General features: G+C 66.1%; 8 protein-coding genes. 2 read left to right on the top strand and 6 right to left on the bottom strand.

Going from position 1 to position 14,405, the window contains the following annotated elements; translation table 11 throughout:
* Window positions 1-25: 25 nt before the first annotated feature.
* The 6 genes from PZE19_RS20155 to PZE19_RS20130 are packed head-to-tail and all read right to left on the bottom strand — an operon-like array spanning window position 26 to window position 7,772.
* Complete coding sequence (locus PZE19_RS20155) at window positions 26-3,313, bottom strand: family 78 glycoside hydrolase catalytic domain (RefSeq protein ID WP_277862395.1); 3,288 nt, start codon at window positions 3,311-3,313, stop codon at window positions 26-28.
* A 48-nt stretch (window positions 3,314-3,361) separates the two neighbouring features.
* Window positions 3,362-4,207 carry a sugar phosphate isomerase/epimerase family protein gene (locus PZE19_RS20150; RefSeq protein ID WP_277862394.1) on the bottom strand — a complete coding sequence of 282 codons (846 nt, stop codon included), beginning with the start codon at window positions 4,205-4,207 and terminating at the stop codon, window positions 3,362-3,364.
* Between the two features lie 26 nt (window positions 4,208-4,233).
* On the bottom strand, window positions 4,234-5,019 hold the full coding sequence (locus PZE19_RS20145) for an SDR family NAD(P)-dependent oxidoreductase (protein ID WP_277862393.1): 786 nt from the start codon (window positions 5,017-5,019) through the stop codon (window positions 4,234-4,236).
* A 30-nt stretch (window positions 5,020-5,049) separates the two neighbouring features.
* On the bottom strand, window positions 5,050-6,105 hold the full coding sequence (locus tag PZE19_RS20140; RefSeq protein WP_277862392.1) for a hydroxyacid dehydrogenase: 1,056 nt from the start codon (window positions 6,103-6,105) through the stop codon (window positions 5,050-5,052).
* Window positions 6,105-6,929: a cupin domain-containing protein gene (locus PZE19_RS20135; RefSeq protein WP_277862391.1), complete on the bottom strand. Its 825-nt coding sequence runs from the start codon at window positions 6,927-6,929 to the stop codon at window positions 6,105-6,107. Before PZE19_RS20135 ends, PZE19_RS20140 begins: the two co-directional genes overlap by 1 nt.
* Before the next feature lie 39 nt (window positions 6,930-6,968).
* Window positions 6,969-7,772, bottom strand: a complete 804-nt coding sequence (locus PZE19_RS20130) for an HpcH/HpaI aldolase family protein (RefSeq protein ID WP_277864379.1) — start codon at window positions 7,770-7,772, stop codon at window positions 6,969-6,971.
* Window positions 7,773-8,550: 778 nt separating this feature from the next.
* Here PZE19_RS20130 and PZE19_RS20125 point away from each other — a divergent pair.
* A complete protein-coding gene (locus tag PZE19_RS20125) occupies window positions 8,551-11,619 on the top strand; it encodes a BPTD_3080 family restriction endonuclease (protein WP_277862390.1) in 3,069 nt (1,022 codons plus the stop codon).
* A 3-nt stretch (window positions 11,620-11,622) separates the two neighbouring features.
* Window positions 11,623-14,403: a site-specific DNA-methyltransferase gene (locus PZE19_RS20120; RefSeq protein WP_277862389.1), complete on the top strand. Its 2,781-nt coding sequence runs from the start codon at window positions 11,623-11,625 to the stop codon at window positions 14,401-14,403.
* Window positions 14,404-14,405: the final 2 nt, after the last annotated feature.

Here is a 14,405-nt window from a genome sequence, read left to right as displayed (position 1 = left end):
CGGCAGGCCCTTCCGGGCGCGAGTTTCAACGAGGAGCGTCCGACCTCCAGGCCGGAGAGCGGAACGCGTACGTCCCCGAGCCGACGGAATAGACCGCGAACCCGGGCTCGGCGCGTTCGAACCGGACGCCCGGGGCGTGGCCGGCGGGCTGGCCCCCTTCCGTCACGGCGGCCGGGTCGGTCGAAGGCACGTGGATGGCCGCCGTCGTGTTCGGGGGGACCGTCACCGTCCAGACGAACGCCGCGTCCTCGATCTTCCAATCGCTCGCGATGGGCCCGTAGAGCGATTTGTGCGAGGCGTGGACCGAGGTCAGGTCGCCGACCGGCCACGGGCGGAGGATGCTGTGCTTGAAGCCCGGGCGCTCGGGGTCGTAGTTGATCCCGCCCAGCGTTTGGTATAGCCAGGCTTCGAGGTTGCCCGAGAGGATCTTCTGGCTCTCGCCGTTCATGCCGCCGTCCTGGGTGTCGGTGTCCCAACGCTCCCAGCTCGTCGTGGCCCCCTTCGAGACCATGTAGCCCCAGCTCGGCCGCGTCGTCTGGGTGGCGACGGTGTAGGCCACGTCGGCCCGGCCCTCGTTCGTCAGGACCTGCATGAACCACTGCATCCCGACGAGCCCCACCGACGTGTGGCCCTGCTTCTTCACCAGGATCTCGTCGACGAGGTTGGCGACGACCGCCTTCCGGTGCGCCTCGGGCACGAGGCCGAACGCCAGCGGGAAGACGTAGGACGCCTGGGTCGTGCTCTCGTACATGTTGGTCTTGGGGTCGAAGAATCGGGCGTTGAAAGCGGCCTTCGCCTTCGCGGCCATGGCGTCGAAGAGCGCGACGTCGTCGGCCTTGCCCAGGAGCCGGGCGGCGCGGGCGACGATTCGGCAGTTGTTGTAGTAGTACGCCGACGAGATCAGCGGCCGGGACGTGACGCGCTTGTCGGCGGCGCCCTTGATCCACGTCTCGTCGACCCAGTCGCCGAAGTTGCAATAATCGATCGTGCCGTCCGGCTTCAGATACGCCTTCTCATGAAAGAGCACCCAGCGCTTGATGCAATCGAAGTTGTCGGCCAGGGGCCGGACGTCGCCGTAGAAGTCGTGGTACCAGTCGGGGATGATCGTGACCACGCTGGGCCAGACGATGTCCTTCGAGTTGAAGGTCCAGTACGGCGGCAGGATCTCCTGGAGGCTGCCGTCTTCGCCCTGGTGGGCCCGGTAGTTGTGCAGGAAGTGGTCGTAGAATCGGGCGACGTTGAAGGCGTAGCCCTCGCTCTCGGACGTCTTGGCCGGGTGTCCCGACCAGGGCATCCGTTCGTCGCGGTCGGGCTCCATGGGCACGCTCCGATTCTGCATCCGCGTGCCCCAGCGGGCGTTCAGGTAGATCCGGTTGATCAGGGGGTTGGAGCAGGAGAACTCGCCGACCGGCTCCATGTCGGTGTGGGTGACCAGGCCCTCGAAGCTCAAGGCCGTCCAAGCGCCCGGGAACCCCTCGACCTGAACGTATCGCGTGGCGTTTCCCTTGAACCGAGGGCTCCAGGTCTCGAGCGACCTGCCGCTCAACGTATAAACGTCCGTGTTGAGGGCGCTGCGGTCGTTGGCCGCGTTCAGCAGGCCTTCCGGCGTCACGTTGAAGGAGGTGTGCAGACTCACGCGAGAGCCGGCCCGCCCGATGACGGCCACCCGGACCGAGCCGTAGAACGCCTGGCCGAAATCGACCAGATCTACGCCCGGCTTCGGGTGGGTCACGGCGACGGGCTTGAGGACCTGCGTCACGCGGATGGGCTCGATCATCTGGGCTTCGAGCGTCCCGCCCGGGGCGTCCACGAAATCGGCCTTGCGCCAGCCGGAATCGTCGAAGCCGTGCCTCGACCATCGCGGAATCTCGCGGCGGGCGTCGTACTCTTCGCCGTCGAACTCGTTGCTCGCGCGGAGCGGCCCCTCGGTGGTCAGCCGCCACTGGTCGTCGCTGACGACCTCCGCGATCGAGCCGTCCTCGTACTCGATGCGTAGCTGGAACAGCAGCTTCGGGTAGCCGTACGTGTGCATCGGGACGGGGTCGTTGACGCGCGGGGCGAAATAGCGGCCGTTGCTGAGCACCACGCCCACGGCGTTCCGCCCCGGCTTGATGCGATCGCTCACGTCGAAGGTGACGTAGCAGGCCCGGCGGTCGTACCCGGTGAGGGCGGGGTTCATGAGCTGGTCGCCGACGAGCAGGCCGTTGAAGTGGAGGTCGAAGAAGCCGAGGCCGCACACCGAGGCGGTCGCCCGGCGGACCGCCTTGGGCGCGTCGAACTCGCGCCGCAGCATCCGCGACGGCAGCCGGCGATGTTCGGACGCGCCGAGCGTGCCCCACGGCGCCGATCCCAGCATCCCGGCCTCTTGCGCGAGCGGCCACGCGGCGTCGTCGAAGGGGGCGGCCTTCCAGCCGGCGGCCTCCTTGTCGCCAGTGCGCCAGGTGGAGTCGGTCGGCACGAGCAGAGGGGCGCCCTCCTCGAATTCGACCTTCAGGAGGCCGATCAGGCCCGCGGGGTTCTTGTCGGGGCCGACGGCCGTCGAGGCGGCGTTGACGGCCTCCACCGCGAGCGTGTTCGCTCCGGGGCGGATCGAGGAGGTCACGTCGAGCGGCTTGATCGACGCCCAGCCGGCGCCCCGTCCCGCGGCCTCGCCGTTGAGGAACGCGGTGAACGAGTCGTCGGCGGCCGTCGTCAGGGTCGCCTTGCGGACCTTCCGGCTTTCGGGGATCGTCACCGTCTTGCGGAAGTAGCGGGGCCCGATCGGCGCGCCGATCGACGAGGGCCGGACGCCGGGATGCCAGATCCAAGAGGCCCCCTCGAACAGCGACGCCGGGCTCTCGGTCGCGTCGCCGCCGTCGTAGCCGATCCAACGGCCCTTCCAGTCTTCCGGCGAGAGCAGGCCCATCGTCCAGCGCGCGGGTTTGCCCCAGTCCGAGAGATTCCCGTCCTGGTCCCAGACCCGAACCGACCAGAAGCAGGCGTCGTGCGACTTGAGCGGCCTGCCGGCGTAAGGGACGTGCAGCGATTGATCGGACATGGTCTTGCCCGTGTCCCACAGGACCTCATCGCCCTTGCGAAGGTCCTCCTCCGATCGGGCCACGCGTAGTTGATACGCCGACTGGGTCAGGCCGCGAGCCTCGGGCTTGAGGGCCGTCGACCGCCAGCTCAGGCGAGGAGCCCGGGCGTCGATCCCCAGGGGATCCACCAGGTACTCGCAGCGCAGGTCCTCGACGCGGAGCGACGCGGGCGCGGCCCAGGACGACGCGGCGGTCGCCAGGGCGAAGGTCAAGGCGAGGGCCAGGGGTCGATGCATCGGAGAGGGCCTCGAAGGGGGAGGGATGGCGTCGTCGGCGCAGGGGTCTCAACGGGCTTTCGCGTGCTCGCGAAGGTGGTCGCGGAGGAGGATCGTCTCCGACAGGTTGTCCACCTCGTTGCAGTGCTCCCAGTCGATCCAGACGTATTCCACGCCGACGAATCCCGAGTAGCCGACCTGCTTCATGACGTCGAGCACGCGGCCGTAGTCGATCGCGTTCTCCTTGAACGACGTCTGGAGCCGGCCGGGCCGGGCGCATCGGGCGTGGAAGTGGCTCGAATGGGCGATCAGGGGCTCGATCTCGGAGTCGGGCCGGCCGTCGCGCGTGAAGTGGGTGTAGTCGAGCGTGAGCGTCAGGCCGGGGACGTCCCGAACCAGTTCGGCGGCGGCGGCCGGGGTCGGCGCGATCGACCCGACGTGCGCCTCGACCGAGAACACGACGCCCTGCGCCCGAGCGGCCTCGCATCGCCAGGCCAGCTCGTCGCAGCATCGCCGCCACGAATCCGCGGCCGGCTCCTCCTCGAAGGCGACCCCCGGCAGCGCCGAGACGTGCCGCGCGCCGCACTCCGTCGCGAACTCGACGGCCCGCTCGAACCAGTCGCGCGCCTGTTTACGCTTCGCCGGGTCGGGGTGGTTGGGGGCGAGCGAGACGAAGTCGGGCGCGGTCTGGAGGTAGATGTCGGCCGCCTCCAAACCCCGGTCGCGCAGCTTGCCTGCGAGCGTCCTTGCCGAGCCTCGGAGGTCCTCGAAGACCCGCGAAGGCCAGAGGTGCGAACGACCCTCGAACAGGCCGACGTCGACGCCCTGGAAGTCGAGCAGGGCGATCAGGTCGAGCACCCTGTCGTGGTCGAGCAGCGGGAACGTGAAGTCCGCACAGGCCAGCCTCAGCGACATTCGGAAGTCCTCCCGGGTCGGTCGGTTCACGCGGAGTTCCACTCGGCGGCGGCGAGGTAGCCGCCGTCGACGACCAGCGACGTCCCGGTGACGCCGGCCGAATCCTCGCAACTGAAATAGAGCACCGACCGGGCGACGTCGTCGGGCGTCAGCGCGACGTTCATGGGGACGCGTCGCAGCCGGTTGGCGAGGGCGGCCTCGGGGTCGGCGTTCTTACCCAGGTGGTGGCGGAGCATCGGCGTGTCGGTGATCCCCGGGCAGACGCAGTTGCACCGCAGGCCGATCGAGGCGTAATCCAGGGCGATCGAACGGCTCAGCCCCAGCACCGCCGACTTCGAGGCCGTGTACGCAGGGGTCGCGGCCTGGCCCACGAAGCTGCTGATCGAGCCCACGTTCACGACGTAGCTCCGAGAGGCTCGTCGCAGGTGCGGGAGGCCGTGCTTCACCGAGAAAAAGATGCTCTTGAGGTTCACGCCCATCAGCCGGTCCCAGTCGGCCTCGTCGTACTCGTGCAGCAGCCCGACGTGGACGATCCCCGCGCAGTTGACGAGGATGCTCAGCCCGCCGAACTCGGCGACGGCCCGTTCGATCGAGTCGCGCACTGCCGCCTCGGACGAGGCGTCGGCCGTCGAGACGAGGGCCCGGCCGCCGGCCTCCGCGATCGCGCGGCGAACGAACTCGGCCCGTTCGCGGTCGATGTCGACGAGCGCGACGTTCGCCCCCTCGGCGGCGAAGAGCCGGGCCGCGGCCTCGCCGATGCCCGAGGCGGCCCCGCTGATCCAGGCGGTCTGGCCTTCCAGCCTACGGCTCATGAACCTGGCTCCTCACGCCCGACACTCGCCTTAACGCGGGCGCAGTCGCGCCCACTTCTCCTGGAATCCGGGCCGGTCGAAGACCCCGGGATTGACCACGCCGCGCGGCGTCCGGCCGAGGGCGAGGTCGAGCATCCCCTGGCAGGCCGAGCGGCCGATGTCGCGAAACAGCTCGTCGGTCCAGGCGATGCAGTGGGGTGCGAGCAGCACGTTGTCGAGCGTCCCGAAACGATGCGGCTCGACGACCGGCTCCTCGGCGAAGCAGTCGAGGGCCGCCCCGGCGATCCGGCCGGCCGCCAGGGCGTCGTACAGGGCGTCCTCGTCGACGATCCCGCCCCGGGCCGTGTTGATGAGGAAGGCGTCGGGCCTCATCAGCCCGATCTCCCGTGCCCCGATCAGGCCGCGCGTCTGGTCGGTGAGCGGGCAATGGATGGAGACGAAGTCGGCCTCGGCCAGCAGCTCGTCGAGACCGACGGGCCGCACGCCGATCTCGTCGGCCGTCTTAGGATCAAGGAAAGGGTCGTACGCCAGCGGCGTCTTCATGCCGAAGCCCTGGAGCAGCGTGACGGTCGCCCGGCCGATGCCGCCCAGGCCGACCGCGCCGAAGGTCCGCCCGCGAAGCTCTCGGCCCATGTATTTCGACCGCTCGTCCCACCGACCCGAGCGGACCAGGGCGTCCTTGATCCGCAGGTTGTGGCCGAGGGCGATCATCCAGCCCACCGTCGCCTCGGCGACCGAGCGGTCGACCGCGCCTGCGGTGATGAAAACGGCCACGTCGGCGGCGGTGCAGGCGGCCACGTCCACCGCGTCGTAGCCGACCCCGAAGCGGCCGATCGCCAGCAGGTCGTCGGCCCGCGAGACGGTCTCGGCCGTCACGGCCGGCGTCAGGACGATGACCCCCTGCGCCCCGGCGTCGGCGATCTGGTCGAGGCCGATCGGAGTGCGATGCTCGGGGAGTTTGACCCACTCAACCTCGTCGCGGCCCTCGAAGGTCGACAGCCCGATGTCGGGATATTTGGTCGACCCGTCGGCCCCGAAGAAATCGCCCGTCAGCGCCACTCGAAACGGCCTGGGCGTCCCGCTCATCAGGCGTCCCCCTCGCGCCAGGGGTTCCCTTCGGCGGTGGCGCAGCGTTCGTCGACGACGATCCGGATCGGCGACGGCCCGGCGTAGACCCAGATCATGGCCATCGGCCCGTCGGATTCGTTGATGAAGTAATGGACGCGCCCGCGCGGCTGGAGGGCCGTCGCGCCGTCGCGCATCGCGTGCCGCCGGCCCTCGACGATGCACACGGCCTCGCCGTCGATGATGCTGATCGACTCGTCGAAGTCGTGGACGTGGGCCGGCAGCCGCCCGCCGGGCTGGAACAGGCCGTAGCCGCCGCTCATCTCCAGGCCCGGCATGAGCGTCTCGTTGAAGAAGTCGATGAACTCGGTGTTCGGGCCGGCCTCGAATCTCTCCGCGGTCCGGAAGCGATTGACCCGCTCCGCGCCCGGGACGCCGATCGACGAGGCCGGCATCGGCGCGCGGAGGAAGGGCCGGTCGACGATCGTGCGGTTCGGCGCGTCGCTGGCCAGCGCGACGTGGAGCACCGCGGTCTCCGTGTCCGAGAGATTCCGGACCATGTGGGCCAGCCCATTCGGGACGACGAGGTTGTCGAGGATCTCCAGCTCGTACTCGCGCCCCTGGACTCCGGCCAGCACTCGGCCCTTGAGCAGGGTGATCGACTCGGCGAAAGTCTGGGTGTGGTAGGGCAGACCCGCCAGGGGGGCCATCGTGACGAGGCCCGTGGTCAGCCCGCGCGCGTGGTTGAACGAGCCGACCAGACTCTCGAACCGGACGCCGGTCGCGAGCTCGATCGCCACGCCTGAGCCGACCGGGGTCATGACCTCCATTCGGTCGGGTCGCATCGACTCGGGAGGGCGGGAAAGGGGCGTAGTCGACATGAGCTAATCCTCGATTCGGAGGCCGGAGCGGATCTTTCGGTCCCGGCCGACCGCAGCCAGAGACGCATGCAGCGAGCGGAGCAGGAGCGAGCCGTCGATCCCGAGGCCGAGCATCCGAAAGCCCTGCTCCAGACGTTCGGAGACGTTCGGGTCGCTCGCCGCCAGGACCCCGCAATGCTTGCCGGACGCACGCACGACGTCCTTCAGGCCCAGGAGCAGCCGGGCGACCCCTGGGCCTTCCCACTGCCCTCGGAAGCCGGCGTTCGACGAGAAGTCGGCCGGCCCGAAGAAGAAGACCTCGACGCCGTCGACCCGGGTCATCCGTTCGACCTCGTCGGGCGCGACGACGGTCTCGATGATCGGCACCACGAGCACGGAGTCGTTGGCCTCGGCCGTGTGCTCGGCCATGCACTCGCCCCAGCCCGTCGCCCGCTCGGCGCCGATGCCCCGGCACCCCTCGGGAGGGTATCGAGCGAACGCCACGGCGCGGCGGAGCTGCTCTTCGGTCTCGACCCAGGGGATGACCACGCCGTCGGCGCCGAGGTCGAGGGCGCGCTTGACGAGGCCCCGGTCCAGGTCCGCCAGCCGAACCAGGACCACCGTGTCGCCACGGACCGCGGCCCGGAGATGCGCGACGATCTCGGACCAGTCGAGGTGCCCGTGCTCGGCGTCGATCACGACCCAGTCGAGCCCGAGCGCGACCGCCATCTCGGTGACGCTCGGCGATTCGAGCGTCACCCACAGGCCGTACACCGCGCGGCCGCCCGCGAGCGTCTCCCGGAACCTTTTGAGCGCCGACGTATTCATGGCCACTCACAAGACCCCCGAAGGCCGGGGGGACGAGTCCCACTTCCCATCGAAGCCGGGGCACGTCCCGACCTCACCGAAAGCGGAGGTCCATTCTGAGGGCCCGTGCGCCAAGTAGCAACCCGGTCAAGGCCCGGAAGAGACGGGTCGATCGAGATCGATCCCGGTAAGCTCGGGCGATCCTTGGAACGGTGACGAGGTTGGATGAGCCGACGGGCCGCAAGTCTGCGACCCGAACAAAAGGACGGGGTTTGACGGCCCCCGCCGGCCGGATGCGGACGATGTCGCGAATGCCCCCCGTAGGACTCGAACCTACAACCCGCTGATTAAGAGTCAGGTGACAGATCCGAGCAACGACAGGACCTGCAAGGGTTTGCGACTTGCATCCGAGCCTGTTGCCCACTATTTGCCCACCGACATATGTCGTACAGAGATGGATGCCGACTTGGCCGCCTTGGTGGCAGCCTGGCCAGAACTGCCTGAAACGATCCGCGGAGGCATACTGGCTTTGGTAAGGGGTTTCTTGTCGCTGGGTTGAGATTTATCATGTGGCCTACCCTAGAAAAGGGCGTCCGCATGGGTTCATCGTCGTCGTCGTGGATACGGCAGGAGCAGTGTCGGTGTCGCCGGGACTGCGTCCAGCCGTTCATGAGCGGGAGACTTCTTCACCGAATCTCATCCACCCCGAGAGCAGCTCCTCGACCGCCCGCCTCGCCCCGACCCAGATCGCCGAGTCTTTCACGGTGCAGTGTCCTTTGCCAGGATGGGCTTCCGGTCGATGAGCAACCCTTTCTTCGATCATCCCATCCTGAATTCCCCGTACGCGTGTCCACAGCGTCACTGGGAACTCGACGACCAAGGGCAGCCGACCCAGGAGATCATCGAGAAACGTCGCCGGGCCGAGTTCATCACGCCTATACCCAGGCCCAAGAAGCGTAAGAAGGGTAGCGGCCAGCAGAACTTCGTTTTCGACGAGGGCAAGGGCCTCTCGACCCAGGAACAGCAGTACGACCCCACTTCGATCATCAATGCGGTGCGGGCCCAAGTGGAGGTCTGGCGATCGTGGCCCAAGCCGGGCGAATGGCAAGTCACCCCCGAAACAGCCCGGCTCCTGCAATATTGGAGGGACCCGGACTTCGCCGGGCTCCGGCCGTTCTTTTGCCAGGTAGAAGCCGTGGAAACGGCCATCTGGCTGACGGAAGTCGCGCCGCACTCGAAGTCTGGAAAGCAGCTCCTGGAAAGCCTTGGCTCGGCGAACCGGGACGCCAACCCTGAACTCTTCCGGATCGCCCTGAAGCTGGCCACCGGCGCGGGCAAGACCACGGTCATGGCCATGTTGATGGCGTGGCAAACCATCAACGCCGTGCGCCGCCCAGGCACCAGGAACTTCACGCGTGGGTTCCTCGTCGTCGCCCCCGGGCTCACGATCAAGGATCGCCTGCGCGTTCTCCTGCCGAACGACCCCGACAATTACTACACCACCCGAATGCTCGTTCCCACCGACATGCTCGACGACATGGTCCGGGCGAAGATCGTCATCACGAACTATCACGCCTTCAAGCTTCGGGAGAGGATCGAACTATCCTCCGGCGGGCGTGCCTTGCTCCAAGGGCGTGGCGAGGCGCTCGACACCCTGGAGAGCGAGGGCCAGATGATCCAGCGGGTGATGCCCGACCTCATGGGGTTGAAGAACGTCCTGGTCCTCAACGACGAAGCCCATCACTGCTACCGAGAGAAGCCCCAGGACGAGGACGACGAGGACCTCCAGGGGGACGAGAAGAAGGAGGCCCAGAAGAACAACGAGGCCGCTCGGTTGTGGATCTCCGGCCTGGAAGCCGTGAACCGCAAGCTCGGCGTGTCCCGGATCGTCGATCTGTCGGCGACGCCGTTCTTCCTGCGTGGTTCGGGCTACGCGGAGGGTACGCTCTTCCCCTGGACGGCGAGCGACTTCTCACTCATGGACGCGATCGAATGCGGCATCGTAAAGTTGCCGCGCGTGCCCGTCGCCGAGAATATCCCTGGCAATGAGATGCCCGTCTACCGGGACCTCTGGAAAAACATCCAGAAACACATGCCCAAGAAGGGCCGAGGCAAGGGCGAGACTCTGGACCCGCTCGAACTCCCGACCCGCCTCCAGACCGCGCTGCAAGCCCTCTACGGCCACTATGAGAAGACCTTCAAGCTCTGGGAGCAGAAGGCTATCAAGGTCCCGCCTTGCTTCATCATCGTCTGCCAGAACACGGCGATATCCAAGCTGGTATACGATTTCATTTCCGGATTCCAGCGGAGGAAAGCGGACGGGACGACGACTCTGGAGAACGGCCGGCTCGCACTCTTCCGCAACTTCGACGAGACCACCGGCAACCCTCTCCCAAGGCCGAACACCCTGCTGATCGACAGTGAGCAACTCGAAGCGGGAGACGCTCTCGACGACAACTTCCGCAGCATGGCCGTCGACGAGATCGAGCGTTTCCGCCGCGAGATCGTCGAGCGTAGCGGCGACCCTCGCGCCGGGGAGAACATCAGCGATCAAGAACTCCTGCGCGAGGTCATGAACACCGTCGGCAAGCCCGGCCAGCTCGGCGGCTCCATCCGATGCGTCGTCTCCGTCTCCATGCTCACCGAGGGCTGGGACGCAAACACGGTCACTCACGTTCTCGGCATCCGCGCCTTCGGCACCCAACTCTTGTGCGAGCAGGTCATCGGCCGCGCCCTCCGCCGCCAGTCTTACGAGCTGAACGAGGAAGGCCTTTTCAACGTCGAGTATGCCGACGTCTTCGGCATCCCCTTCGACTTCACCGCGAAGCCAGTGATTGCGCCTCCGCAGCCGCCGCGCGAGACCATCCAGGTCAAGGCCGTCCGCCCGGCCCGCGACGCCCTCGAAATCCGCTTCCCCCGCGTCGAAGGCTACCGCGTCGAACTGCCCGAAGAGCGGCTCACGGCCGAGTTCGACGAGGACTCGGTCCTCGTACTCACCCCCGACCTCGTCGGCCCGTCCATCACCCGGAACTCGGGGATCATCGGCGAGGCGGTCGACATGAACCTGGAGCACCTGGGCGACCTCCGCCCGTCGTCGCTCGTGTTCAACGTCACACAGCGCCTTCTCTACACCAAGTGGCGCGACCCCGGGGAGGAGCCTCGGCTCCACCTTTTCGGTCAGCTCAAACGCATCACCAAGCAATGGCTCGACACCTGCCTGGTCTGTAAGGGAAGTACCTATCCTGGCCTGCTGATGTATCAGGAGTTGGCGGACATCGCCTGCAACCGTATCACGGCCGGGATCACGCGAGCATTCCTCGGCGACCGTCCCATCAAGGCGCTGCTCGACTCGTACAACCCCACCGGGTCCACAGCCCACGTCCGCTTCAACACGTCGAAGGCCGATCGTTGGGAGACCAGCCCGACGCGTTGCCACCTCAACTGGGTGATCACGGACAGCGACTGGGAGGCCGAGTTCTGCCGCGTGGCGGAGTCTCACCCGAGGGTCCGGGCCTATGTGAAGAACCACAACCTGGGGTTCGAAGTCCCCTATCGCCACGGTTCGGAGAATCGCAAGTACCGGCCCGACTTCATCGTGCTCGTGGACGACGGGCACGGCGAGGATGATCTGCTGCACCTGGTCGTCGAGATCAAGGGCTATCGGGGCGAGGATGCGAAGGAAAAGAAGTCGACCATGGACATCTACTGGATGCCGGGCGTGAACCACCTCAAGGCCTACGGGCGGTGGGCATTCGCCGAGTTCACCGAGGTCTATCAGATCGAGGCCGACTTCAAGGCCAAGGTCGAGGGCGAGTTCGACAGGCTGATCGCCTCCGTGGCCGCTCGGCCGGTGGAGCAAGGAAGCTAAGCAATGGCCAAGAAGATCGCCCCGAAGTCCGTCGAGACCCTCGTGCATGAGGCCGACCGGCGGAAGAACATCCCGACAGCCGAATGCCAGTCCGTCGTGGAGCACGAGCAGCAGCACCCCGTCCGCGTCGCCTACGAACGCCGGAACCGCGACCTCGACCCGCAACTCGTCTGGCGCGGCAAGGACGAGCAGGACTGGAGCGACCTCGTCGTTCCCGCCCCCCCTCTCTATATCCAGGAGAAGGTGCACCCCAAGGTTTTGATCGACGACCTCGTGCGTCGGACCGAGGAGGCCGAACGTGCGTCCGACCCTCAAGCCACGCTTTTCCCCGACCTCTTCGCCGATTTCAACGGCATTCCAGAAGGAGCTGACAAGACAGAGTTCTACCAGCACGATCAGAACTGGTCAAACCGCATGATCCTCGGCGACTCCCTTCAGGTTATGGCCTCGCTCGCCGAGCGCGAGAGCCTGCGTGGCAAGGTGCAGTGCATTTACCTCGACCCCCCCTACGGCATCAAGTTCAACAGCAATTTCCAGTGGTCTACCACCAGCCGCGACGTCAAGGACGGCAATGCCGGTCACATCACTCGCGAGCCGGAGCAGGTCAAAGCCTTCCGGGACACCTGGCGCGACGGCATCCACAGCTATCTGACCTACCTCCGCGACCGCCTAACCGTCGCCCGTGATCTGCTCGCTGACTCCGGTTCCATCTTCGTGCAGATCGGAGACGAGAATGTCCACCGCGTTCGGGCTGTCATGGATGAGGTGTTCGGTGATGACAATTTTTGTGCAGTTATAACGTTTGCCAAGAATAGTGGTGCGACAGACGATCTATTGGCATCTCCCAACGATTCTCTCGTTTGGTTTGCGCGAAGTAGAAACCAGGTGAAATACCGTCGTCTGTTCTGGGCCAAAATCGCGGGAAGCGGATTTGGTGAGCGATATGGAAAGCTGCGTGAAGCAAACGGATTGCGTCGCGCTATGACTGATGCGGAATTCACTTCCCCAGAATCGCTACCTGCTGATTCGCACCCCTTCACCGAGACTCCCGCCTTTTCGGCCGGTTTTCGCTCGACAACTTCAGTCCCATTCGCATTTCGGGATGTAGTGTACGAGACAGGCCCACAGCGAAACTGGAAGACCCATCTGGCCGGCATGGCTCGGCTTGGCATGGCGGATCGACTTATTTCGCTTCCGAAAGTATTGTATTACGAGCGTCGTCTGTCTGACTTTCCGGTGGCGTCCATGACGACCGTGTGGCCAGATACTCAGGATCGGTTTCCGAAATCCTACGTCGTCGAGACCGTCCCACGAGTTGTTCAGCGGTGCATCCTCATGACGACCGACCCTGGCGACCTCGTTCTCGATCCTACCTGCGGTTCCGGTACTTCTGCTTACGTTGCCGAGCAATGGGGCCGTCGTTGGATCACGATTGACACTTCGCGGGTCGCGCTAGCGCTGGCCCGCGGCCGCATCATGGGCGCGAGGTATCTGTTTTACCTGCTGGCTGACTCTCGCGATGGCCAGTTGAAGGAAGCCGAAGTTAGCCGCTCTGCCCCGAGCACCCAGCCGACCCGCAATGACATCCGCCACGGCTTCGTCTACGAGCGCGTGCCGCACGTGACGCTCAAGTCGATTGCTAACAACGCTGAGATCGACGTCATCTGGGATCGGTGGCAGGCGAAGCTGGAACTCTTGCGCGAGAAGTTGAACGTCGCGCTCAAGAAGTCTTGGCCCGAGTGGGAGATCCCTCGCGAGGCCGGCACCAATTGGTCGGATTCGGCGAAGACCCTGCACGCGGACTGGTGGCAGGCCCGGATTGCTAGACAGAAGGAGATCGACGCCTCCATCGCCACGCGAGCGGAGTTCGAATACCTCTACGACAGGCCCTATGAAGACAAGAAGAAGGTCCGGGTAGCGGGCCCATTCACTGTCGAGAGTCTCTCGCCCCATCGCATGCTGGGCGTCGACGAAGACGACGAGCTGATCGACCCTCAGAGCAAGGCGGAGCCGGAGGACGGCGGCTTTGAGCGAATGATTCTTGAGAACCTGCGAACGGCTGGCGTGCAACAGGCCCACAAGGAAGACCGAATCACCTTCACTGCAATCTCGCCCTGGCCCGGCGACCTCGTTTGCGCCGAGGGCCGCTATTTGGAGGGCGACGCGGAAAAGAGGGCCGCCGTCTTCATTGGCCCCGAGTTCGGAACCGTACAGCGCGCCGACCTCGTCGCCGCCGCCCGCGAGGCCGGAGACGCCGGGTTCGACGTGCTGATCGCCTGCGCCTTCAACTACGAGGCGCACACCACCGAGTTCGCCAAGCTCGGCCGCCTGCCGGTGCTCAAGGCTCGCATGAACGCCGACCTGCACATGGCGGCCGACCTCAAGAACACCGGAAAGGGGAACCTCTTCATCATCTTCGGTGAGCCGGACATCTCGCTCCTTCCCGAGCCCGACGGCCGGCTCCGCGTGAAGGTGAACGGCGTCGACGTCTTCAAGCCCCAGACCGGCGAGGTTGTCAGCGACGGGGCCGACGGCATCGCCTGCTGGTTTGTTGATACCGACTACAACGAAGAGAGCTTCTTCGTCCGACATGCCTACTTCTTGGGCGCGAACGACCCCTATAAGTTGCTGAAAACCAACCTCAAGGCCGAGATCGACGCCGACGCTTGGTCTACGCTGAACAGCGACACCTCGCGACCCTTCGCAAGGCCCAAATCCGGCCGGATCGCCGTGAAGGTGATCAATCACCTCGGCGACGAGGTGATGAAAGTGTTCAGGGTCTAGCG

The organism is Paludisphaera mucosa (assembly GCF_029589435.1).
GTDB lineage: Bacteria > Planctomycetota > Planctomycetia > Isosphaerales > Isosphaeraceae > Paludisphaera > Paludisphaera mucosa.
The sequence above is the reverse complement of the archived record's forward strand: the minus strand, read 5'-3'. Positions and strand labels throughout refer to the sequence as shown.